The organism is Mycobacterium sp. pW045, from assembly GCF_041287085.1.
In the GTDB taxonomy this organism is placed as follows: Bacteria; Actinomycetota; Actinomycetes; order Mycobacteriales; family Mycobacteriaceae; genus Mycobacterium; species Mycobacterium algericum_A.
This window is the reverse complement of record NZ_JBGGKU010000002.1, coordinates 283,469-302,753: the sequence shown is the minus strand read 5'-3', so window position 1 is coordinate 302,753 and position 19,285 is coordinate 283,469. Positions and strand designations below refer to the sequence as shown.

At 66.4% G+C, this 19,285-nt stretch carries 16 protein-coding genes and 1 pseudogene; 10 read left to right on the top strand and 7 right to left on the bottom strand.

The window, feature by feature from the left end; genetic code table 11:
- The first annotated feature begins 13 nt into the window (after positions 1–13).
- Positions 14–1,267: an acyltransferase gene (locus tag ACAG20_RS03960; protein ID WP_112685808.1), complete on the top strand. Its 1,254-nt coding sequence runs from the start codon at positions 14–16 to the stop codon at positions 1,265–1,267.
- Here ACAG20_RS03960 and ACAG20_RS03955 read toward each other — a convergent pair.
- Entirely contained in the window at positions 1,260–2,090 is an 831-nt protein-coding gene (locus ACAG20_RS03955; protein ID WP_112685810.1) for a class I SAM-dependent methyltransferase, read from the bottom strand. The two genes, ACAG20_RS03960 and ACAG20_RS03955, sit on opposite strands and share 8 nt — an antisense overlap.
- Positions 2,091–2,253: 163 nt before the next feature.
- Between ACAG20_RS03955 and ACAG20_RS03950 the strand changes: the two genes are divergently transcribed.
- The 6 genes from ACAG20_RS03950 (at position 2,254) to ACAG20_RS03925 (ending at position 9,446) form a co-directional block, all read left to right on the top strand.
- Positions 2,254–2,949: a flavodoxin family protein gene (locus ACAG20_RS03950; RefSeq protein WP_112685812.1), complete on the top strand. Its 696-nt coding sequence runs from the start codon at positions 2,254–2,256 to the stop codon at positions 2,947–2,949.
- A 13-nt stretch (positions 2,950–2,962) separates the two neighbouring features.
- Complete coding sequence (locus ACAG20_RS03945; protein WP_112685813.1) at positions 2,963–3,469, top strand: DUF2505 domain-containing protein; 507 nt, start codon at positions 2,963–2,965, stop codon at positions 3,467–3,469.
- A complete protein-coding gene (locus ACAG20_RS03940; RefSeq protein ID WP_112685815.1) occupies positions 3,462–4,184 on the top strand; it encodes a nitroreductase family protein in 723 nt (240 codons plus the stop codon). Before ACAG20_RS03945 ends, ACAG20_RS03940 begins: the two co-directional genes overlap by 8 nt.
- A 196-nt stretch (positions 4,185–4,380) precedes the next feature.
- On the top strand, positions 4,381–5,922 hold the full coding sequence (locus ACAG20_RS03935) for a hypothetical protein (protein WP_165825002.1): 1,542 nt from the start codon (positions 4,381–4,383) through the stop codon (positions 5,920–5,922).
- A 339-nt stretch (positions 5,923–6,261) separates the two neighbouring features.
- Positions 6,262–7,938, top strand: coding sequence for a hypothetical protein (locus ACAG20_RS03930; RefSeq protein ID WP_370491599.1), 1,677 nt, complete (start codon positions 6,262–6,264; stop codon positions 7,936–7,938).
- 149 nt (positions 7,939–8,087) lie between these two features.
- Positions 8,088–9,446, top strand: coding sequence for a hypothetical protein (locus tag ACAG20_RS03925; protein WP_112685821.1), 1,359 nt, complete (start codon positions 8,088–8,090; stop codon positions 9,444–9,446).
- 16 nt (positions 9,447–9,462) lie between these two features.
- Here the strand turns inward: ACAG20_RS03925 and ACAG20_RS03920 are convergent, their stop codons facing one another.
- On the bottom strand, positions 9,463–10,530 hold the full coding sequence (locus tag ACAG20_RS03920) for a PE-PPE domain-containing protein (protein ID WP_234825635.1): 1,068 nt from the start codon (positions 10,528–10,530) through the stop codon (positions 9,463–9,465).
- A gap of 146 nt (positions 10,531–10,676) precedes the next feature.
- Between ACAG20_RS03920 and ACAG20_RS03915 the strand changes: the two are divergent.
- Positions 10,677–11,480: pseudogene (locus tag ACAG20_RS03915) on the top strand (SDR family NAD(P)-dependent oxidoreductase); the annotation flags it as partial.
- Between the two features lie 75 nt (positions 11,481–11,555).
- Entirely contained in the window at positions 11,556–12,341 is a 786-nt protein-coding gene (locus ACAG20_RS03910) for an alpha/beta hydrolase (protein WP_112685837.1), read from the top strand.
- Positions 12,342–12,358: 17 nt separating this feature from the next.
- Here ACAG20_RS03910 and ACAG20_RS03905 read toward each other — a convergent pair whose 3' ends face one another.
- The 5 genes from ACAG20_RS03905 to ACAG20_RS03885 all read right to left on the bottom strand — a co-directional run bounded on the left by ACAG20_RS03905 (position 12,359) and on the right by ACAG20_RS03885 (position 17,450).
- The gene (locus ACAG20_RS03905) at positions 12,359–13,171 is read right to left on the bottom strand and encodes a phthiotriol/phenolphthiotriol dimycocerosates methyltransferase (protein WP_112685825.1); all 813 of its coding nucleotides are present in this window, start codon (positions 13,169–13,171) and stop codon (positions 12,359–12,361) included.
- A 70-nt stretch (positions 13,172–13,241) separates the two neighbouring features.
- The gene (locus ACAG20_RS03900) at positions 13,242–14,072 is read right to left on the bottom strand and encodes an SDR family NAD(P)-dependent oxidoreductase (protein WP_112685827.1); all 831 of its coding nucleotides are present in this window, start codon (positions 14,070–14,072) and stop codon (positions 13,242–13,244) included.
- Positions 14,069–15,427: a cytochrome P450 gene (locus ACAG20_RS03895; protein WP_112685829.1), complete on the bottom strand. Its 1,359-nt coding sequence runs from the start codon at positions 15,425–15,427 to the stop codon at positions 14,069–14,071. Before ACAG20_RS03895 ends, ACAG20_RS03900 begins: the two co-directional genes overlap by 4 nt.
- Positions 15,428–15,601: 174 nt before the next feature.
- A complete protein-coding gene (locus tag ACAG20_RS03890) occupies positions 15,602–16,369 on the bottom strand; it encodes a phthiotriol/phenolphthiotriol dimycocerosates methyltransferase (protein WP_205868867.1) in 768 nt (255 codons plus the stop codon).
- Between the two features lie 97 nt (positions 16,370–16,466).
- Positions 16,467–17,450, bottom strand: coding sequence for a diiron oxygenase (locus ACAG20_RS03885; protein WP_165825003.1), 984 nt, complete (start codon positions 17,448–17,450; stop codon positions 16,467–16,469).
- A gap of 334 nt (positions 17,451–17,784) precedes the next feature.
- Here ACAG20_RS03885 and ACAG20_RS03880 point away from each other — a divergent pair, with 334 nt between their 5' ends.
- Positions 17,785–19,281 (top strand): NAD(P)/FAD-dependent oxidoreductase, encoded by a 1,497-nt coding sequence (locus ACAG20_RS03880; RefSeq protein ID WP_112685835.1) that lies wholly within the window; start codon positions 17,785–17,787, stop codon positions 19,279–19,281.
- Positions 19,282–19,285 lie beyond the last annotated feature (4 nt).

Genomic DNA, 19,285 nt, shown 5'->3' with positions numbered 1-19,285 from the left:
GAGAGAACCGAAAGTGTTTGCCACGTCGGTCATTCGCAAGCTCGCGATCAGTGAGGAGATGCTCGCCGAGACCCACAACTTCGTGGGCCTGGCCGCCCACGTCACCGGTCCGGTCGACATCGACCTGCTCTCGGAGGCCTACGAGGCGCTGCTGGAGGCACATCCGATCCTCACCGGTCGCCTGGAGCGACTGCCCGACGGCCGGCACCAGTTCGTCACCGACGATTTGATGCCCGACGGCATCGACGTGATCGAACTCGCCAGCACCGACGCCGAGCCGCCGGCCCCGCATTTCGATCAGACGGAGTCGCTGGTTGCGCTGCGAGTGATCATCGCCGACGGTCAGGCGCAGCCGACGCTGTATGTACACCACGCCGTCGCCGACGGCCACCACATGTACGCGCTGATCGAGGAGATGCTCTCCTATTACACCGATCTGGTGACCACCGGAAGGATCGGCGTCATCAACGTCGAGCCCGCGCCGCAGTCGATCGAGGCGGTGCTGGCAGACCGGGGGATCGAAAAGCAGCAGCGCTCCGGCATCGAGCGGTTCATGCCGGCACTGTTCGCCTACGACCTTCCTCCCACCCGGCGGGCCGTCGCGGGGGAGACGCCGTCGTCGCCGGTGCGGGTTCCCATGGCGTCGTGCCGGCTGAGCGAAAGCCAGACCAACGACGTGGTCGCATTCGGGCGGGCCCACGACCTGAGCCTGCACGCAGTGCTGTCGGCGGCCGTGCTGATGGCCGAATGGCAATTGCGGGGCAAACTGAGCATTCCGGTGCCCTACGTCTATACCGTGGACCTGAGATATTTTCTGTCTCCGCCGGTTTCGGCCACCGGATGCACCAACCCGATCGGTCTGGCCACCTATCTCGCCGAGATCGACGCCAAGACCGACCTGGTCGCGATCGCCCGCGATATCGCCGAGAGCTTCCAGAAAGACCTCGATGAGGGCGTCATCCAGCAGTCGCGGCTGCACTTCAGCCCGCAGTACGTCGGAAACCCGCCCGGCCTGCCCGACGTCGTTGTGCTGAGCAACAACGGTCTGGTTCCGCCGGTGCGGACACCACCGGGTGTGGAGGTGACCACCACCCACGGCGAACTGTATTTCGCGGTGAGCGCCGGGATCGACATCTACTTCACCCAGATCTTCGCCGGCCAGCTCAACATCGAATACCACTCCCACGGGCCCGAGCCGGAGCGCTCGGTGGAGGCGATTCGCGCGCTGCTGTGCGGCATCGCCGAGCAGCATGCGAGTGTCAGCTGATCGCGCCGAAAGCGTAGCGGTGGTACTGGAGCATTCCGCGCAGCGGCGGCACCGCGCGAGCCACCCGGGCCGATCGCCGGAATCCGGCCGGCACCCGGCTGAAGGTCTCCGCGTCAAAAAGGTTGGCGGCGGCCAACAGCCGGATTCCGGCGACCTTGTCGAGAATGTCGGCCGGGTCGTTGACCGCCCAGTGCAGCGTGGCACCGGACTGACGTTGCAGTCGGTGGGTCTTCTGCGACTTGATCCCGAACCAGTTGTAGAAGTCGATCTGCAGTTCGCCGGCGGGGAACCGCTCGACGACACGCTGCAGCAGCGCCACCCCGTCGGACTCGGTCAGGTACATGCTGATGCCCTCGGCCAGCAACAGCGTCGGGCGGTCAGCGGGAATCTCGTCCAGCCAGGACGGATCGGTCGCCGAGGTCGCCATCAGGTGGTAACCGGGGCGGTCGGGATAGATCTGCTCGCGCAACGCGATCACCGGCGGCTGGTCGACGTCGTACCAGGCCACCTCCGGCCCCGGATCGATCCGGAAGACCCGGGCGTCCAGGCCGCAGCCCAGGTGGATGACCGTGGCCCGCGGGTGAGCGGCCAGGAACTGGCGCGCCCAGATGTCGTACTGGGCGGTTCGCACGGTCACCAGCGGCGCCCACCTGCCGGGGGCTTTGAGTGCGTCCCAGTCGAAGTCGATGCGCTCGACCGCCTCCTTGGCGTACCGATCGCCCAACACCGGGGAGTCGAAATCGGCGTCGAGGGCCTTGAGGTACAGCGTCGTCAACATGGTCTGTGCGGCGCCCTGCAGGTCGACGGGGATCTTGTCTGCCACGTCGGCGAGCCTAATACCCTGGACGGAAACCGGATGCACCGCACGGTCGAACCCGGCGGTTCAGCGAGGCTCGACGCAGGAGAGCCGAAGCTGGGACCGTCGCATGAACCCGGCGGTTCAGCGAGGCTCGACGGAGGAGAGCCGAAGCTGGGACCGCTGCTGCATGAACCAGGAGGCGGATATGGCGGATGAGACCAACGGCGGTGGGCAGGCGCCACGGGTACTGCTGTTGTACTACAGCTACACCGGACAGGCACTCAAGGTCCTCGAGGCGGCCGGCGAGGTGTTCGCCGAGCGGGGCTGCGAGGTCACCAAGGCCGGTATCGAGTTCACCGATCCGCGCTACGCGCAGCGGTTCTCGCGGTTCCCGATGCGCCGGGTGTGGCCGGACATGCTCAGCGTGCTCAAGCCCCAGCAGCGCGGTGAGACCGGCGAGATCCGCACTCCCGACGCGGTGCGCGACGGCGACTACGACCTGATCTGCATCGGCTCACCGACCTGGTGGAAGGCGCCCGCCATGCCGATCCGGTCGTTCCTGCAAACCGATGAGGCGCGAAAGCTGCTGGACGGCAAGCCGTTCGCGGTGTTCACCGTGTGCCGGGAGTACTGGCAGGAGAACTACGCCGAGGTCTGCCGGCTCGGCGAACAGTGCGGTGGCCGTTACACCGACGAGATCCACTTCACCTATCCCGGCGACCCGCTGCGCTCGATGCTGTCGCTGACCAGCTACCTGGGCAGCGGGCGCTACCGCAAGCGCTACCTGGGGCTGCGCCTTCCGCCGACCAACGTCCAGCCCGAGCAACTCGACCGGGTGCGCACATTTGCGGCGGGCCTGGCGAGCCGGCTGTTCGGAAAGTAGGGGAAAGGCAGGCATGCCCCGTTCCTTCGACATCGTGTTCGAGTCGCCGGCAAGTGTTGAGCAGATTCAATCCGCGTTCGGCTCGCGTGATTACTGGCTGGCCCGCAACGCCGAGTTCGACGGCGGCGAGAAAACGCTGGACTCGCTGACCGTCGATGAGCACGGCGCGGTCCGGGTGGTGGTCACCGAGGACCTGCGCCACGGCGCGCTGCCGGGGATGCTGACCAAGGTCTACCGCGGCGACCTCAACATCGTGACCACCGAGGTCTGGACCCCGACCAGCGACGGTCGGGTCACCGGTGACATCGACGTCGCGGTGGTCGGGGCGCCCGGCCGCGGCGGCGGGACCGCCCTGCTGCAGCCGGCCGGCAGTGGTTCGCGGATGGACCTCACCGGCACCATCGAGTTCAGGATCCCGCTGGTGGGTGGGCCGATCGAGCGGTTCCTTGCCAAGGAGTTCGCCGAGGGCATTCCCAATATTCAGCGGTTCACCGCAGGTTGGTTGACCGAGAATGGCTGACACCGTGCGGTTCATCCCCGCCAACGTGCCCGCTACCGCCGAGGCGCTGGGCCGGCTCGACATGCCGCTGGGCGAGGCCATGATGACCCAGCGTGCGGTGCGCCGGGTCTACTCCGAACCGGTCGACGACGCGGTGGTGCTCAAGTGCATCGAGCTGGCGCTGCGGGCCCCCACCGGCAACGACGGGCAGAACTGGGAGTTCATCGTGGTTCGCGACCGCCGGGTCAAAGAGGAGCTGGCCAAGCGTTACCGGCAGGCGTGGAAGATCCAGCGTGACGTGGTGTTGCGGCGCAGGCTCAAGACCGACGAGTCGATCGCCGGGATCGCACGGGCGATGGAGTGGCAGATCGACCACTTCGCCGAGATCCCGGTGCTGGTGGTGGCCTGCCTGCGGTTGGGGGCCCGGGAAGGACGACTGCCGGTGGTGCGGATGCCGCATATCGCCGAGTCGGCCTACTGGGGGTCGATCTATCCCAGTGTCCAGAACCTGCTGCTGGCGGCCCGTGCGATGGGGCTGGGCGCCTCGCTGATCACGCTGCCGCTGTGGAGTCAACGGGCGGCACGGCGCATCCTGGGCCTGCCGCGCGACGTCACGCCGTGCTGCATCGTGCCGCTGGGTTGGCCCCGCGGACGCTACGGCCCGACCACCCGCAGGCCGGTCGGGGAGGTCGCCCATCTCGACGGCTACGGTAACCGACCGTGGCTGGAAGAATGAGCCGGTTTCGGATGAAATAGTCCGGTCTAGGAGCCGAAAAGGCATCCTATCCGTCGCAGAAGATTACAAGATTCTGTTTGTATTGTTCAGCGCAAACCGAGTGATGTAGATTCAGCCGATCCCGTGTAACACAGCGGTCGGGGGGCTCATGGACACGGCGAAATACCCAACCGATTCGAAGACTGCGCTCGCGGCAGTGGGAATGCTCGCCGCCGCGCTGGTCACACCGGTGGCGACCACGCCGGCGGGCCCGCTGGTCGTGGGGCGGGACCTGGTATTGGCCAGCGCCGGAGATTCGCTGCTCAACATTCCGCTGAACCTGTTCCAGGCCATTGTCAACATTCCCAGCACCGAACTCGGCGCGATGACCGTCCTGGGTAACTCGCTGATCTACAGCGGGAACTGGTGGTCGCCGAGCGCCACCAACATCTGGGGTGAGGATCCGGGCGATCCGGGGCATTTCATGGGCACGATCGACATGGCATTCCCGTTCACCCAGATCTCCGGGCAGGGCAGCCCGGCGCCGGGGGCCCCCGGTTTCGACTGGGAGGAGGCGGCCGCCGGCCACCTGGGGCTGGGCCAGCAATTCACCCTGCTCGCCGATGCCGAGATCCCGACGAGCGCGTCCAGCGATGCCGACTACAGCGCACCGCTGCTGCCGTCGAGCGAGATCACCGGTTCGGCTTTCATCGACCACAACCTCTGGTTCTCCGCCGCGCTGTCCGGCATGCAGCCCTACCCGCTGTTCGACAACTGGTTCCAGGTGCCGCTGTCGGACCTGATGGCCGGCTATACCTTTCCCACGGTGATCAACCCTTCGATGGGGATCGGCGTCGACAACGAGGGAAACCCAGACGGCTCGGTACCCGGTGATCCGGTGCTGGGTTTCGCCGGCACGCACCCGGCGACGCCGGACGACATCGCGAACCTGCCGGAGGGCGACGCGGCGGCGATGGGCATCCACGTGGTTCCCGGCACCGACGACGTCGTCAACGGCAACGGCAACCCGATGCACCTGATGCCGTGGTCCAACGAGACCTTCAAGCTCGACCTGCTGTATCCCTTCCAGAACTTCTACGACAGCCTGCAGGCCCCGGTGGACCTCAACACCTACGTCAATGGATTCCAGATCCCGACGTTCGACGAGGTCGGCCGGGCGCTGCAGACGCTGGCCGCGGGCATGATCATCGCCTTCGACCCGTCGTCTCCCGGCGATCCCTTCTGCGGTGGTACCTGCCTGGCATATCCGTGGGCCACCCCGCTGGCGCTGGTGGCCGGCCTCGACAAGATGTGGCCGGGCAACCCCTATCTGGCGAATTGGCTCGCACTGGCCAACGCGGACAACCCGCTCAACGCGTTCTACGGCATGGCCAACGGGCCGACACCGCACCAGGTCGACGTCAATGACGCGCTGTCGCAGTCGCTACAGCAGTGGTTCGATGTCGGCAACGCCTCGCCGGATGACCCGCCGGCCAACGTCGACACCCCGATCGCATTCTCGCCGTCGCCCGTGATGCAGCAACTCATCGACGTCATGGAGCAGTCCGGGGTCCAGCAGTTCTTCGCCGACTGGGCGAATCTGGCCGGCTACCAGCCGGTGGACTTCGACGACTTCACCCCGGTGCTGGGGGCCGGCACTGATCTCGGCGACAGCGGTGGCGCGGCGGCCGGCACCGCGGACGGGTTCGCCGGCCTGCTCGACGCCGTCGGGCTGGCGGATCTGGCAGCGCTGCTCTAGATCGGGGCGCCGTGGCCCGGGCCGGTGCCGCCACCGGGTGCGGTCGGCCACCTGGTGCGGTATGGTCCGCCTGAATCGGCGTTGCGGATGCTTCCGGGCGGATACCGCGGACAAAAGTGGCCGAACCGGTGACCTGGAGTAGAAGACCCGCCAAAGACGATCGTGATCTACCACTTAGCAGACGCCTGTCCGCACCCCATGTAAATTAATCAACACTCGCTTAGACACCGGACCGCGCCGCCGTTATGCTGGCACGGTTCGGTGGGGACTCAAGGGGGATATGTGAAGAAGGGTGTGACGCGGAAGCGTCGGTATACGAACGCGGGCAGACACCGGGCGGTGCCTGAGCGTCGGTACGCGATCGCCGGTGCGCACCGGACGCTCCCGCCGCGCCGCCACATGACCGCCGGTGCCGCCGTCGCCGCCGCGAGCGTCGTGGCCATGGCCCCCGTCGCGCCGGTCTCGCCGTGGGAAGCCGGCCTGAGCGCCGCCGAGCGGGCGGTTCAGCTGGCCGCCGAGGCCTCGCTCCTGAACATCCCGTTCAACCTGTTCCAGGACCTGGTCAACATCCCGTTCAACGAGGTGTCGGCCACCAACGTGCTGGCCAACTCGTTCTTCTTCACCGGAAACTGGTTCACCCCGAGCGCCACCAACATCTGGGGTGAGGACCCGGGCGACCCGGGCCACTTCATGGCCGTCATGGACTACCTGTTACCGTTCGCGCCCCAGCTCTCTGGCCTGTACGACCCCACGATCGACCCGGATGCCCTGGCCGACGGCACCGCGGGCTGGGGTCAGCAGTTTGCGATCTTCGCCGCGGCCATGCTGCCGATCAGCGCCTCGTGTGACTCGATCCAGTGCTACCCGATGTCGCCGATCAACCCGATCACCGGGATCACCGCCTTGGACTCGATGCTGAACTTCTTCGCAAAGTTCACCAACTTCCCCAACGACGACAACCAACTGGACCTGTTCAAGTACTGGCTCAAGGTGCCGCTGCAGGACTTGCTCAACGGCTACAAGTTCCCGGAAACGCCGTGGAGCGACCCCGACAATCCCACCTCCGGCGGTATCGCGAACCCGGACGCCGGTGTCGGTGAGGGCGGCGCGGTGCCGGGCGCGCCCAGGTTCGGCGGGAGCCCATGGTCCGGTGAGGCTCAGCCCGGCTTCGGCTATCCGGGAACGCATACCATTCTTGACGAGAACGGCGATCCCGTCGTCGACCAGTACGGCAACCAGCTCAACCTGATGCCGTGGGCAGGTCTGACCTTCAAGCTGGACCCGTTCGGCCCCATGCAGAAATGGTTTGACAGCCTGATGCAGCCGGTCGACTGGAGCGTCAATGGCGACGACCCGCTCACCGGCTTCCACTTCTCCAGCGCGGAGGAGATCTTCCAGACGATGAAGGCCCTGATCGCCGGGATGGTGGTCGACTTCAACCCCTACGTGCCGGGCAGCCCGATGTGCCCCGGACTGTGCAACATGCCGCCGATCTCCCCGCCGTGGGGGGTGACCACCCTGGACCTGGTTAAGTCGATTCAGGGCATCGGCGCCCCTAACCCGCTGATCCAGCAGTGGATCGACCTGACCGAGCAGGAGAATCCGTACGGGTGGTCCTCCGTCGGCAACGCCAACGGCGGCACCGACGAGCAGATCATGGCCGGTATCTCGGCGCTGCAGACCGGCATATTCACCTTCGATGCACAGACCCATAACGAGATCATCGACTCGCTCGCGGCCATCAATCCCTGGTTGCCGAACCTGGTGGTGAACGGCGGGCTGATGACCGACCCGGGCCTGCTGGGGCCGTGGCCGATCAATCCCGAGACCGGCTACTACATGCCGCCGACCTATAACCCCGACCTGCCGCTGGACATGCAGGAGATCGGCGAATACGGCGGCAAGAACTCGCTGCTGCTGTGGAACGACTTCATCATGTTCCTCGACCCGAGCGGCGGGCTCAACACCGCGCTCGAAGACCTGTGGGCCGACATCTCGAGCTGGTTCCCCTTCTAGACCGGCGCCTGAAGTAGACCCGCAGCTGCTTTCCGGGACGGGGAGCGCTATCGGTTGCACTTATGTAATTCTTTGGTACATTGCATAAGCGTTCTTAGGTCCTGCCGTGTCTGGCGGGCCGCTCCCTCGGCTTCGGAGGTTCCGCCCGGATGGTGTCTGCCCTGCGCTCGTACCTCGGTGCTGGGCTGGCGATCACCGTTGTGGGCCTCGTCGCAGTCGCCCCGATCGAGCCGCGCGTGCCGGTTCCCGGCACCACCACCACGGCGCACCCGGCGCCCCGCTTGACCGCCGATGAATCGCTGCTGAACGTGCCACTGAACCTTTTCCAGGCGCTGGTCAACGTTCCGGCGAACTACATCCATGCGTTCGACACGATGGCCAAGTCACTGCTCTACAGCGGCCCGTGGTTCGTCGGCAGTCCGACCAACGCCTGGGGTGAGGACCCCGGCGACCTGGGACACTTCGAATTCATGGCCCAACTGCTGGTTCCGTTCCCGGAGCTGTCCGGAGCTGGCCACGAAGGAGACTTCTTCCACCCGGGTCTGGGTCAGCAGCTGTCCATGTTGGCCAACGTGGAGATCCCGGTAGATCTGAGCTGCGCAGGGCTGGACTGCCTGCCGGTGATGCCGACCAGTCCGATCACCGGCTTCACCTGGATCGACCAGGCCATCTGGAGCTTGCTGATCGCCACCGGCGTGCAGAAGTTCCCGTTGATTCAGAATTGGTTCCAAATTCCGTTCTCGGCCATGATGAACGGTAATTCCTATTACTTTGACCCCAACGGTCCCGGCATGGTCAATGTCGGGTTCGCTCATGACGGGTTCTACTGGGAGGGCACCCGCACGCTGGCGGAGTTGGGCCTGAACCCGGAGGACTACCCGGATATCGACCCGGAGGCTCCGCTGCAGCCGTGGGCGGGCAGTCACTACGCGATGGACTTCGACCAGCCGTTCATCAACTTCTTCGACAGCCTGATGCAGCCCTTCGACGTCGACAAGTTCCAGCTTCCCGACCTGGTGGAGTTCGGCAGGGCGCTGCAGGCCGTCATCGCCTCGTTCCTGGTGGCCTTCAACCCATTCATCCCCGGTAGCCCGTTCTGTCCCGGGCCGTGCCTGCTGCCCGAACCCGGGGGCGACATCTTCAACCCCGAGGACTGGAACACGCCTAGTTACTACCTGCTGGCGAAACTGGTCGGGGACCTGTGGCCGGGCAACCCCGTGATCGACGAATGGCTGGCCGCCTATGACGGCGGCACCGCCAATGTCTCCACGCCGGAGATCATCGAGCACGAGGCGTGGCTGTGGCGACTGGGCACCGTGCTGCTCGACCTCAAGAACCCGCTGCCGGACGACCCGGCGATCGACACCACCGACTTTTTGCCCACCGTCGATCAGGTCCGGGACTTCCTCGGTGACTATCTGTTCAATATCGCCGACAACATCGGGATCATCGGGCCCTTCGACATCCAGGGTCTGTGGGACGCCGTGTTCGACGTCACCGCGGCTTGATCACCGGCCGGACGCGCTAAATGCCGATGAGGCCTGACAGATCGGGCAGGTAGGGGTACAGGTCGGGCAGCTCGCTCTCCGGCAGCATCCCGAGCTGGACCTGGGCGGCCGTCCATCCCTGCTCGAAGCCGAGCTCGAGGTTGTGCGACACGGTGTCCCAGTCGATTGTGGGCAGGCTCCACGACACCGGCGTGAGGACGTCGGCGGGATCGCTGCGGTCATATCCCAGGTCGATCAGTACTCGCAGGGCCGGCTGCACCAGGTCGGCCATCGCCGGGCCGAACACCGGGAACGCCCGAATTCCGTCGAGCAGCGGCAGGTTCTGCGTCGGGATCAGGAAGTAGTCGGTGTTGACGTCTTCGGAGGTCGGAAGCTGCACCGCGTCGTGAACCGACTCCGGGTCGAACGTCGTCGGCCACCCGGGCAGCAGCGCCGGGTGCAGGTAGACGTAACCGGCCATCGCGTTTGCCAGCGCGAGAAAGTTCAGCGGGTACTTCGGAAAGTCGGTCGCTCCGCTGTACTCGATGGTGTAGATGTCGGTGTGGTAGATCCCGTCCGTGGGTGTCATCGGCATGCCCGACTCGAACCGGGTGAAGAAGCCGCCATTGGGGTTGCCGAGATTCTCCAGCAACACGAAGCTCAGGTTGTCCGGATCGGGCTGCTCATCGGCGGGCAACCCGAGCAGGTTCACCAATTCCTGAGTGGCCACCGCGGCGCTCATCGAGTAGCCGAACACGGTCACGGTGTCGCCGTCGGCCAGGTGCGCCCGGATCGCCGCGTCGATGTCGGCGGCGCCCTGAACGATCCCGGGCCCGTAATCGGTCTGCGGCGTGGTCACGCCGACGGGGGTGTAGCCAGGAAATGTCGGCTGTCCCGGAAATGGGTTCTGCGGGTTGAGGAAATGGTCCATGACCTGGTCGATATAGGAATCCTTGGGCGTCGGCTGAAACGCCGAGCCCATGATCAGCGCGGTGTCGTCACCGAGGGCCACGCCGGCCCCGAGCGCCGACGTCATACCCAATAGGCCGGCGCAGCCCCCCGCCAACAAGCCGACCGTCATCCAGCGATTTCCCGAGCGTGTCATCAACATCCCCCATTTACATCACACACATGTCCGCGTCAGCGTACACAGGAACTCGTCCCAGCGCCTGTCGAGGTAGGAGAAATTTCGCGCGCGTCAAATAATTTGCCGGGGGAGTCGGCCGGCAGCGCGGGCGATAGGGTGGCCAGGTGGCTCTACCAGCACCGGGTCCCGACCGCGCGGCCATCGTCACCGGCGCGTCGTCGGGGATCGGTGCGGCAATGGCACGCGAACTGGCCCGGCGCGGCCACCAGCTGATCGTGGTGGCGCGTCGCGCCGACCGGCTGCACGCGCTCGCCGCCGAACTGAGCCCACACCCCGTGCACGTGTTGCCGGCGGATCTGTCCCGCCGCACCGAACGCGCAGCGTTGGCGGGCCGGATCGCCGACCTGGGCCTGGTCGCGGACATCCTGGTCAACAACGCCGGCCTGTCGGTGGTGGCACTGGCCGCCAACACCGAGCCGGCGAACCAACTGGATCTGGTCGAGGTCGATGTGGCGGCCGTTGTCGATCTGTGTTGCCGGTTCCTGCCGGGCATGGTGGCGCGCGGCCGAGGGGCCGTGCTGAACGTGTCGTCGGTGGCCGGCTACGGACCACTGCCCGGCCAGGCGAGCTACGGCGCCGCCAAAGCGTTCGTCGCCTCCTATACCGAGAGTCTGCGCAGCGAGCTGCGCGGTACCGGTGTCAGCGCCACGGCGCTGTGCCCGGGGCCGGTCGACACCCGATTGGACATCGACGCCGGGTTCCGCGAGGGCGAACGCAAACAGGTCTTGCCCGCGGTCATGTGGAAGTCGGTGGATACCGTCGCTCGCGCAGCGGTCGACGGCATGGCCGCGGGCAAGGGCCGGGTGACACCCGGATGGGCGAACCGGTTGCTGGTGGCCGCCTACCGGATCGTGCCGCACGGCCCGCTGCTACCGTTGCTGGCGCGGCGCACTCCGCTGTCGACTCGCAGCGCGGGTGAGGGGCACACCGGGATCTCATCGACGTCACGGGACGGTCGATCACCGGACAGGGGGAGCAGTGTGATGCTTGAGGTGATCGACAAGGGCTGCGTAAGTGAAACCCATCCTGCTCCGCTGCTGTTCGTCCACGGCGCCTGGCACGCGGCCTGGTGCTGGGACGAGAATTTCCTCGGATACTTCGCCGACCTGGGTTATCGCGCGGTGGCGGTCAGCTTTCGTGGCCACGGCGGCAGCGCGATCGACAAGCCGCTGCGACGCTGCAGCGTCGAGGACTACGTCGAGGACGTCAGGGCGGTGGCCGACAGTTTGCCGGCGGAGCCCGTGGTGATCGGCCACTCGATGGGCGGGCTGATCGTGCAGAAGTACCTCGAGGACCGTCCCGCACCAGCCGGGGTGCTGATGGCGTCGATTCCCCCGCAGGGCAACTACGGGTCCAGCCTGCGCTGGCTGCGGAGCCACCCCTGGCAGGCGATCAAGATGGCCGTCACCGGCAAGTCCCTGCGCTACATCAACACGCCGGAATTGGCCCGGGAGAAGTTCTTCTCCGATCACACCCCCGAAGACCAGGTGCTCGAGTGCGCGGCGCGACTACAGGAGGACAGCGCCCGGGTGAGCATCGACTGCCTGATGCTCAATCTGCCCCGCCCGGCCCGGGTCACCGCGCCGCTGCTGGTGCTGGGAGCCGAACAGGACGGTGCGCACACCCGCAAAGAAGTGCAGGCGACGGCGCGGGCTTACGGCACCGAGGCGGAGTTCTTTCCCGGCATGGGCCACAACATGATGCTCGAGCCGGGCTGGGAATCGGTGGCCGAACGAATCCACGACTGGCTCGGCGGTCGCGGGCTGTAGCCGCCGCCCGCAGCCGGTCAGTCCTTGGCGAAGCAGTACAGCCGGTAGACGAACTCGCCATTCTTCAGGGCGCCGTTGAAAGTCCAGTCCGTTGCGGCGCTGGCGAAGCGGGCCATGCTGCCGTGGTGGGCGATCATGTCCTGCTTGCGGGCCAGGTTCTGCTCGTTGCCGCGCAGCACCGCCATGCTGATGTCCTCCTGGGTCACCAGCCGCAGTCCGGTGTTGGCCAGCTCGGCGTCCCACTGGGCCAGCTCGCTGCGCCGGCGGAAGTCGGTGTAGAGGAAGTGCCCGCCGGGCGCCAGCACCCGTGCGGCGCCGTCGAAGAACCGTGCCGGATGCGGGTACAGGTGCGACGCTTCGACCTGGAACACCACGTCGAACGAGCCGTCGTCGAAGGGCAGGTTCTGGGCGTCACCCTGCACGAAGTCCAACCCGGGCAGCTGGTGGCGCTGCCGGCAGAACTCGATGGCGGTCTCGTTGAGGTCCAGGCCGGTGTAGGAGGCGGGTTTGAAGGTGCGGGCCACATACGACGCGCCGCCGCCGTGGCCGCAACTGACCTCGAGCACCCTTTTGCCGGCCAGGTCCACCTGCGCGGCGGTGCGGTGGTACTGCTGGATGAAGAACCGGTTGGGTTCATCGGAAGCCTCCAGCGGCACCGCCATCGGCGGGTCTTCTTCGTAGCCGTAGTTCAGGAACAGCCAGTCGTCCCCGCTGAGCAGCTTGGTCTGGGTGGCGAACCGCTTGGTCACGAACGAGGTGAACAGCAGGTGGTAGACGAATGGGTTCGTCATGACGCGGTGGGTTACCGGGTTGAATATCAGACGGTTCATCGTGGCCACCGAGGGAGTATGTCACGGAAGAGGTTTGCGGCCGGTGAGGGGGTCAGCGGCCCGCGACGGCTCAGTCCCGCAGTCCGCGCATCAGGATTCGGTCCCACATCCGGTCGGTCAGCAGCGCCCGGGCGAGCACGGTGACTTTGCCGGAGAGCCCGACGATATAGCGGGGCCGCGGGTTCTTCGCCCGGACCACCCGCTCCACGGCTCGGGCGACGACATCGGGTCCGATCATCACGCCGCGCTTCGCCGACAGCTGACGGGTGTTCTCGGCGTAGCGACGTTTGAAGTCGCCGTAGGGGTCATCAGCGGCGTAGGAAGGCCGTGCCTGCTGCTGTGAGGTGACGAACGGGGTATGCACCACCGTCGGGTCGAGCAGCACCACCCGCACCCCGAAGGGCGCCACTTCGGCCCGCAGCGACAGCGACAGCGCCTCCATGGCGTACTTCACCACGTGGTACCCGCCGGCTCCCGGGCTGGCGAAACGTCCCCCGGTGCTGCCGATGTTGACGATGACCCCGGTCCCGCGCTCACGCATGCCCGGCAGGACGGCTTGTGACAAGTTAAGTGCCGCAATGACATTGGTCTCAAACAGCTTGCGCAGATCCGGCAGCGCCAGCTGCTCGAGTGGACTGGTCAGCGGGAATCCCGCGCAGTTGACCAACACGCTTACCGCGCCGTGGTCGGCGCAGATCTCCGTGACGAGCCGCCGCGCCGCGGCCTCGTCGGTGACATCGAGGGCACGGGCGTCCAGTCCCCGCGCCGCAAGGCGTTGCAGCGCTTCGGGATTGCGGCCGACGGCGACGACACGGTAGCCGGCAGCCCGCAGCCGGTCGGTGGTCGCCTCGCCGATCCCGCTTGTCGCCCCGGTGACCAGCGCAACCTGGCGGGCCGTCATCGGCTGCCGGTGGACCGCAGGTCGGTCGCGGTCCCGGCGGCGCCGGCCTCGGCGGGCACCAGCTCGACGGGCAGGTGCTCGAGGCCGCGCATCGTCGCGTTCACCAGGTAGCGGTACTCGCCGGCCAGCCGGATCTCCTTGACGTGGGGGATCAGCTGCCTCAGCACCCGGCCCACCTCGATGCGGGTCAGGTGGGTGCCCAGGCAGTAGTGCGCCCCACCGCCGAACGCGAGGTGGTCGGTCGGATTGCGGTCCAGGTTGAAGGTGTCGGGGTCGGGGTAGTGGCGTGGATCGCGGTTGGCGGCCGCGTACAGCACCAGCACCCGCGCACCCGCCGGGATGGTGTGGTCGCCGACCCGGTAGTCGCGGGTCGCGGTGCGGTAGAACCCTTGCACGGGGGAGACCAACCGCAGCTGCTCCTCGATCGCGGCGGGGATCAACTCCGGGTGCTCGCGCAGCCGGGTGTAGACGTCCGGGCGCTGCGCCAGTGTCAGGAACAGGCCCGAGATCAGGTTCGTCGTGGTCTCGCTGCCGGCGCCGACGAGCATCGATGCGCTCCAGAACACCTCGTCATCGGAGAGGGTGTCCTCGCCGCTTGGTGCGGCCAGCATCGAGATCAGATCGTCGCCGGGTGCGGCGCGGCGGGCTTTGATCATCGGGTCGAGGCTGCGGTGCATCGCGATGACGGCCTGGCTCGAGCGCATGTTCAGCGCCATCCCGCGCGGGGTCAGCGGCGCGAACGCCGCTTCGTTGATGGTGTCGGCCCATTCCAGGAACTGGTGGCGGTCCTCCTGCGGAATCGCCAGCATCATCGTGATCAGCCGGTTCGGCAGCGGCTTGGCCAGGTCGTCGACGATCTCGACCCGGCCGCGTTCGATCATCGCGGCGACGAGTTCGTCGGCGACGCGATTGATGTTGATCTCCCACGCCTTCATCGCGCGCGGGGTGAACGCCCGCGACACCGACCGGCGCAGCCGGGTGTGCACCGGCGGGTCTTGGGCGTTCATCGTCTGCAGCCGGACCCGGAAGCGGGCCTGGCTCTGCGCCGACGACAATGCCTCGTCGTCGCGCAATGCCTGCCGCACCGCGTCGTACCCCGGGATGATCCAGATGCCCCGTTTGCGGCTGTACCAGACCTCCGGCCCGCTCAGCAGCGTGCGGTATCCCGGGTAGGGGTCGCGCATCGTCGCCGGAGCGAACGGGTCAAAGTCGGTCAACGGTGCGGTCTGGCGGCCGGTCAGCGCGTACCGATAGGCGGTCGCCCGGTCGCGGGCCACCCCGACCAGGCCGTCGATGCCGATCCTGAGCAGGCTGGCGCGAAAGCGAAGCCGACGCGTCAGTTCCCTCTGGTCCATCTGGCAAGCCCCTCGATCGTCAGATTTTTCAGCGCGATGGGCCCGGGATTGGGCACAGCCGTCACCCTAACCCGGTTTGCGCCGGGCGAAGCGACGCCGGTCGCAGAAAGGAAGCGCCGGAGCGGGGGACAGCGTCCCGGCCCGCTCCGGCGATCCGAAGGCCGTCGGTGGTTCTCAGTCCTTGACGAGGTCGAAGATGCGGTAGGTGATCTCGCCGCGGTCCAGGTCGCGGTAGAACAGCGAACCCTCGACCACCGCGAATTCCCGGGCGAAGCGGCGCAGGAAGAACGGCATCCGCTCGTTGATCAGCTCGTTGGAGCGCGGCGAGTTCGCCGCCAGCCCGCGGACGACCTCGCGGCTGATATCGCGCTCATTGACCAGTCGCAGCGGCGGCGTGGCCAGCGTCTGCTGCCAGGACTCGATGTCCTCCTTGGCGCGGAAGTCGGTGTGCAGGAAGTGCCCACCGGGACGCAGCACCCGCCCCACCTCGCGAACGAACTGCGCGAAGTCGGGGTAGATGTGGGAGGCCTCGACGTTGACCACCGCATCGAAGGAATTGTCCGGGAACGGCAGGTTCAGCGCGTCACCCTGGACGAACTCCAAGCCCGGAACCTGGTGGCGCTTCTGGCAGAAGGCCACGCCGTCGGGGTTGAAGTCCAGACCGGTGTAGGAGGCGGGCGCCAGCGTGCGAGCCAGGAAGGACGCGCCGCCGCCGTGGCCGGAGCTGACTTCCAGCACCTTTTTGCCGGCCAGGTCGATCTGGGTGGCGGTCTGGTGGTAGAGCTGGATCGAGTACCGGTTCTCCTCGTCGGACTCGTCGAGTTTCAGACCCAGCGGCGGATCCTCTTCGTAGCCCCAGTTGAGGAAGACGACGTCGTCGTGCCCCATCCGCTTGGTCATGAACGGGTACCAGTACTTGAAGGCCTTCTTGTACATCGGCATCGCCGAGATCCGGTAGACCAGATCGGCGCCGACTTTTTCCAGGGTCTCAGACGGAGAACGAACCATACCGGAAGTATGTCACAGCTCAGCGGGTGCTTTAGACCGCGGTGACTGGCGCAGGCAGCTGGGTGCGCTGCGGTTGGCCGCGGTAACGCGACGGCGCTCCGTCGATCTTGCACAGCCGCCACATCAGCCGCCCGGCGGGAGTCATCAACCCGATGTCGCTGCAGAGCATCCGGATGTCGGCGAAGGTGTCCCGCAGCGCCTGGCGGGACTCGGGGGAGCCGACCAGTAGCTGCTTGCGCACCGAACGCGGCACGTCGAACTGCTGGAAGAAGCGTCGCGGCGGCTGCACCATCGGCTTGGCCAGCAAGCGCATGACGAACGGCACGTACAACGACATCCATAGCCGGTTGATCCGCCACACCTTCGGGACGCGTTTGCGCAGATACGCGTCGGCGAACGAGATATGCCGGGCCTCCTCGGCGACGTGGATGGACATCACCTTCTCCACGACCGGATGCCCGGAGCCGGCCTCGCGCAGCGCGTTGGTCTGCAGCACGTCGACCGGCACCTCGCCGGCCAGCACACCGAAGAAGAACACATTCGGGAAAGGTCCGGCGTACAGCGGCATCAGCGGCGACAGCCAGCGCATCCACCACTGCATCCCGGGTACGTCGAACCCGATGCGGTTCACCAACTCCTGGAACATCAGCACGTGGTTGCACTCTTCAACCGACTCGTGCAGGCAGTAGCGGTGTTCGGGAGAGCCGTTGGGCACCCGCGAGCTGTATTGGACCAGACCGCGGATCAGCATGCTCTCGAACTGCAGCGTGACCTTGGCGATGTTGGCCTGCCGCCACATGCCGATCTCGATCTGCTTGCTCAGCGGCTGGCTGCGATACCAGCTGGTGCGAGCCAGCGGGTCGTCCTTCAGCACCCAGCGCGGGTCATCGGGCGTGATCGCATACTCGGGCGCGTCCCACTCGATGTCGGTGAACGGATCGAAGCGGCGGCGTACCGAGCTTTCGGACAGGCTCCGCAGCGTTGCCATGTACTGGGCGTCGTCGGTGACATCCATGTTGCGGCGGTACCGGCCCAAGGCTCGCACGACGAGTACGAATGCCGAACCAGCGATCAGCAGACCGACAAGCGGTCCGGCGATGTCGATCCAGATCGGCATGAGCGACCTCTCCCGTCCTTGGCGTCATGCGCTTGAACACTGCGCGACTGGGCCGAAGCCTACCGTCGAGTCTGGCAAATCACTAAGATAAGTCACGGTGTTGTGGTGTGATTGCCGCCATCTCGCGATCGCGCAGCAGCCATTACTTTACCTTCGGTCGGCATCTCCCGCAGGCCAACCGGACCTGCGCGCACAGCGGCAGGTCATGCGGTTGCGGTAGCGTGTTCTGCTTATGGGGACCCAGCAATACCAGCACTACCAGGCCATCATCGTGGGTGCGGGCTTCGGTGGAATCGGCGCGGCGATCCAACTGGGCCGGCTGGGTTACGACAACATCCTGATCCTCGATCGCGAGGACGGCCTGGGCGGAACGTGGCGGGTCAACCACTACCCGGGCCTGTCTGTCGACCAGCCCTCGACCACCTATTCCTACTGGTTCGAGCCGAACCCGTACTGGTCACGCCTTTTCGCCCCGGGCAACGAGGTCCGGGCCTACGCGGAGCATGTCGCGGACAAATACGACGTCCGCCGCTACATGCGCTTCAACGCGTGCGTCGACGGTGCCCAGTGGGACGAGGAGAGCCAGGCGTGGCGGGTGGCGCTGGCCGGTGGCGAAACCCTGACGGCACAGTTCCTCATCGTCGCCACCGGTTTTCTGTGCCAGCCGAAGATCCCCGACATCCCCGGCATCGACACGTTCGCCGGGAAGATCATCCACACCGCCGCCTGGGATCACGACTACCCGATGGCCGGACGTCGTGCTGCGGTGATCGGAACCGGCTCCACCGGTATCCAGGTCATCCCTGAACTGGCCAAAGAAGTCGCCGATCTGACCGTGTACCAACGGACCCCGATCCTGGTGACCCCCAAGTCTGACGTGGTGTTCCCCCCGGTCGTCCAGCGGATGTTCGCCCGGGTGCCCTTCACCCAGCGCATCGTGCGCTGGGTCACCGATAACGTCACCGACTTCATGATGGTCTTGACGATGTGGCGTTACCGGCGCTTCAAGTTTCTCAACAAGGCGATGGCCGCCCAGTCCGCCCTGCATCGGCTGATGTCGGTGCGCGACCGCGAGCTGGCCCGCAAGATGAGCCCCGACTTCGACTTCGGCTGCAAGCGTCCGTCGATCTCCAACGACTACTACCCGACGTTCACCAAACCGAACGTGCACCTGGAGACGGCCGGTATCGAGCGGATCGAGCCGGACGGCATCGTTTCGGCCGACGGCACCAAGCGCGACGTCGACACCCTGGTGCTGGCGACCGGTTACGACGTGTGGGATGGCAATCTGCCCGCGATCGAGGTGGTCGGTCGCGGCGGGCGCAACCTGGGCAAGTGGTGGCGGGAGACGCGTTTTCAGGCCTACCAGGGCATGACGGCGCCGCAGTTCCCCAACTTCATCCACATGGCCAGTCCGTTCGCCTGGGTGGGCTTGTCCTGGTTCAACACCGTCGAGTACCAGATGCGGCACATGAACCGGTTGTTCGGCGAGCTGCAGCGGCTCGAGGCCCGTACCTTCGAGGTCACCGAAGCGGCCAACACCCGGTTCTACGAGCGGATGATGGGCCTGCTCGACAGTTCGGTGTTCCATCGCGGCAATTGCGCGACGTCGAACTCCTATTGGTTCAACCACAACACCGGCGAGGCCCCGCTGTTCCGGCCGACCTCGGTGCGCAGCGCGGTGAAGGAGCAGGACCACTTCCCGCTGTCGGACTACCTGATCGGGTAGTTTC

Coding starts and splice junctions, on each gene's coding strand:
- ACAG20_RS03890 (WP_205868867.1), bottom strand. CDS start 16,369: ATGCCGATGTACAAGAAGGCCTTCAAGTACTGGTACCCGTTCATGACC.
- ACAG20_RS03885 (WP_165825003.1), bottom strand. CDS start 17,450: ATGGATGTCACCGACGACGCCCAGTACATGGCAACGCTGCGGAGCCTG.
- ACAG20_RS03945 (WP_112685813.1), top strand. CDS start 2,963: ATGCCCCGTTCCTTCGACATCGTGTTCGAGTCGCCGGCAAGTGTTGAG.
- ACAG20_RS03950 (WP_112685812.1), top strand. CDS start 2,254: ATGAACCAGGAGGCGGATATGGCGGATGAGACCAACGGCGGTGGGCAG.
- ACAG20_RS03895 (WP_112685829.1), bottom strand. CDS start 15,427: ATGGACCAGAGGGAACTGACGCGTCGGCTTCGCTTTCGCGCCAGCCTG.
- ACAG20_RS03900 (WP_112685827.1), bottom strand. CDS start 14,072: ATGACGGCCCGCCAGGTTGCGCTGGTCACCGGGGCGACAAGCGGGATC.
- ACAG20_RS03940 (WP_112685815.1), top strand. CDS start 3,462: ATGGCTGACACCGTGCGGTTCATCCCCGCCAACGTGCCCGCTACCGCC.
- ACAG20_RS03925 (WP_112685821.1), top strand. CDS start 8,088: ATGGTGTCTGCCCTGCGCTCGTACCTCGGTGCTGGGCTGGCGATCACC.
- ACAG20_RS03880 (WP_112685835.1), top strand. CDS start 17,785: ATGGGGACCCAGCAATACCAGCACTACCAGGCCATCATCGTGGGTGCG.
- ACAG20_RS03920 (WP_234825635.1), bottom strand. CDS start 10,530: ATGACACGCTCGGGAAATCGCTGGATGACGGTCGGCTTGTTGGCGGGG.
- ACAG20_RS03910 (WP_112685837.1), top strand. CDS start 11,556: ATGCTTGAGGTGATCGACAAGGGCTGCGTAAGTGAAACCCATCCTGCT.
- ACAG20_RS03905 (WP_112685825.1), bottom strand. CDS start 13,171: ATGAACCGTCTGATATTCAACCCGGTAACCCACCGCGTCATGACGAAC.